At 28.4% G+C, this 2,517-nt stretch carries 1 protein-coding gene and 3 pseudogenes; 3 read left to right on the top strand and 1 reads right to left on the bottom strand.

The features are described 5' to 3' along the window. Nucleotides 1-212 precede the first annotated feature (212 nt). Together EK368_RS15365 and EK368_RS15360 are read left to right on the top strand one after the other, a co-directional pair. A complete protein-coding gene (locus EK368_RS15365; protein ID WP_129598226.1) occupies nt 213-593 on the top strand; it encodes a CPBP family intramembrane glutamic endopeptidase in 381 nt (126 codons plus the stop codon). 197 nt (nt 594-790) lie between these two features. Beyond that, a pseudogene (locus EK368_RS15360) lies at nt 791-1,122 on the top strand (transposase); the annotation flags it as partial. 695 nt (nt 1,123-1,817) lie between these two features. Here EK368_RS15360 and EK368_RS07880 read toward each other — a convergent pair. Next, nucleotides 1,818-2,080 (bottom strand): annotated as a pseudogene (locus tag EK368_RS07880) (IS3 family transposase); the annotation flags it as partial. A 59-nt stretch (nt 2,081-2,139) separates the two neighbouring features. Between EK368_RS07880 and EK368_RS14860 the strand changes: the two are divergent. Continuing rightward, nucleotides 2,140-2,400: pseudogene (locus tag EK368_RS14860) on the top strand (CPBP family intramembrane glutamic endopeptidase); the annotation flags it as partial. Between the last annotated feature and the right edge of the window lie 117 nt (nt 2,401-2,517).

The following is a 2,517-nucleotide window of genomic DNA, read 5'->3' as shown; positions in this document are numbered from 1 at the left end:
GTGATGCTTTTATTTTAATAAATTTGAAGTTTCATTTCTATGTGTATTAGCATTTACGCTTACGTTTAATAATTATCCTTAATCAAAATTGATCTTTTTAGGACTGATCTATATATATTTTCACATAGTTGCTCATTTGACCTAACAGGGAGGAAGAACATGAAGGTTCTAAAAAAGTGTAATAATTTTTTATATAATATGAATACTTTGGAATATGTGTTATTTATGACATTAATTTTAGTCAAGCAAGACAATTTACTGATACTAATATTTTTATAGACATATTATTTGCAATAATCCTCTCTCCTGTTATTGAAACATTTATATTTCAAACAATAGTATTATCATTAATGCGAGAAATTAGATGGCTTAAAAGTAAAGAATTTTTAATGATTATACTTTCCTCCATGGTTTTTGGAGGAATACATATAATTTATAATGGGTATTATGGCATATCTGCATTGGTAATAGGAATAATCTTAGCATACTCATTTATCCTTTATGAAAAAAAAGGTATAAATGCATTTATAGTTGTTACTTTAATACATAGTCTTTTAAATATGACAGGTATTTTTTTATCATTATTTAACTGAAAAGAGGTATCTTAAATACAATTAACAATATTATATGTTGGCGAGACCCCATTATGGGGCCGCTTAACGCAACACAATCATAATTATGTTGCGTTGAGGAAATTCTTTCAAAGTATTTAAAATACTTAAATGAAAGATGATTACATAGAAATGTATACATTTTGAATACAACATAAAACATACAATTTTTACATTAGCAGATTCAAAAGCTTGCAGGGTTAAATTTGAAGGAAAACAGCTCGGGAGAGCATAAGGGTAAAACCAGAATAACAAAAAGAGGTCGCCCAAAGCTCAGAGCTCTTTTATACAGGGCCGTTAGGCCGCTTATATCTAGAAATCAAGAGTTTAAAATCCTGCAGAACATTACACTAATAGAGCAATAAATCCGCTTAAAAAACAGCAGTCTATGATTGCTTTATGCTGCAAATTGATCAGAATTTTATTTGCTCTTGGAAAGAAAAAAATAAGGTACAATGCTCAAAAATTACTTGTAGATACCAGAAAGTTTAGCTTGCAGGAAGCAGCTTAATATTTTGATTTAGACTTCTTTTAGTAGAAATTCATATATTTTGAAAATGGAAGCTTGGATTAGTCGAAAGGAATATACACCATTAGGGCGTTGACCCTGTAAAGGAGCTTATTCGACATCCACCCATGGACAGGTAGGACGAAGGAATTTTGGGACTATGATCCTGAGAGATATGGGAGGGTAAACCATCATGGAAAAGTGGAGATCCACTGGGCGATCATACAGATTTTAACAAAAATGCCATCAGGCTTATTTAAAATCGACCCATTAATTCCAAAAAATAATATATTTTCAAGTAAAACACATCTATCTGAAATGAATATATGTGAAATTCTATGAAAAAGAGAGTATTTAAGAGAAAAATCTAATTTATAGAGGGAGAGGGAGGTATTCAATGAATACAAAATATAATTATCTATTTATAAATTTTTGTGTATCCTTTACAATATTAGTTCTTATCATAAAATTGCTTGAGTTGAAAAATTTATATTCTGGTTATTTTAGTATAATAATTGCATTTGCATTTATTATACCTATATCATTTTTAAATCAAAAAATAAAGAAAGATATACTACAGAAATATAATATTAATAACAAAGTATATATGATAGTACCTGTTATAGGAGCTTTTATTTTAGCAATCTATATTATGAGGTTATTTTAGATAGGAATCATCTTGGATTATCAACATTTTTTTAGACAACTTTTTTAAGGTGATTTGACTTATATTGGAATGGTGTTAAATACCCTAATGATGAATGAATTCTATGGTTATTAAACCAATTAACATAATCAGCTAATTCATACTGCAACTCCTGCAAAGACCTAAAGACTTGACCTTTTATGAATTCAGTCTTTATTAGTTTGAAAGTAGCTTCAGCAACCACGTTATCATACGGACAGTCTTTCATGCTTAAGAACGCTTGAGGTTGAAAGTCTGTAAGGTTTCTTCAATCAGGTGAAGAAGTTTTATTTAGAGGATTTGTAACCACTTGTTATGCATCATATGAAGCTAAGAAAACTATTATTATTCCTTCAATTATTTTTGGGTTATGGCATTTCCGTGCAGAAAATTTATTGGGTACTATATTTTTAGGAGTGCTATGTAGTGATATGATATACAAAACAAATTCTTTGTTGGCTGCTATGATTACACATACTACATTTAATATAATGGTGATTATATTGAAAAGTTCAAATAGAAATATAGAGTTTATAGATGTAAAGACTATGTTGTTTATTATAGGTAGTTGCGATTTATATTTTGCAACTACCTAAGAAGAAAATCAAAGTATTGAGATAATAAATACTTTAACGCAAATAAATAATAGGTTACAAATTAATGGATATAAAATAGTAAGTGTAAAAAAATCAGAAAATATTGAGAGAAAATCA

Origin of the sequence: Anaerophilus nitritigenes (assembly GCF_004138215.1) — a bacterium.
In the GTDB taxonomy this organism is placed as follows: domain Bacteria; phylum Bacillota; class Clostridia; order Peptostreptococcales; family Thermotaleaceae; genus Anaerophilus; species Anaerophilus nitritogenes.
The sequence above is the reverse complement of the archived record's forward strand: the minus strand, read 5'-3'. Positions and strand labels throughout refer to the sequence as shown.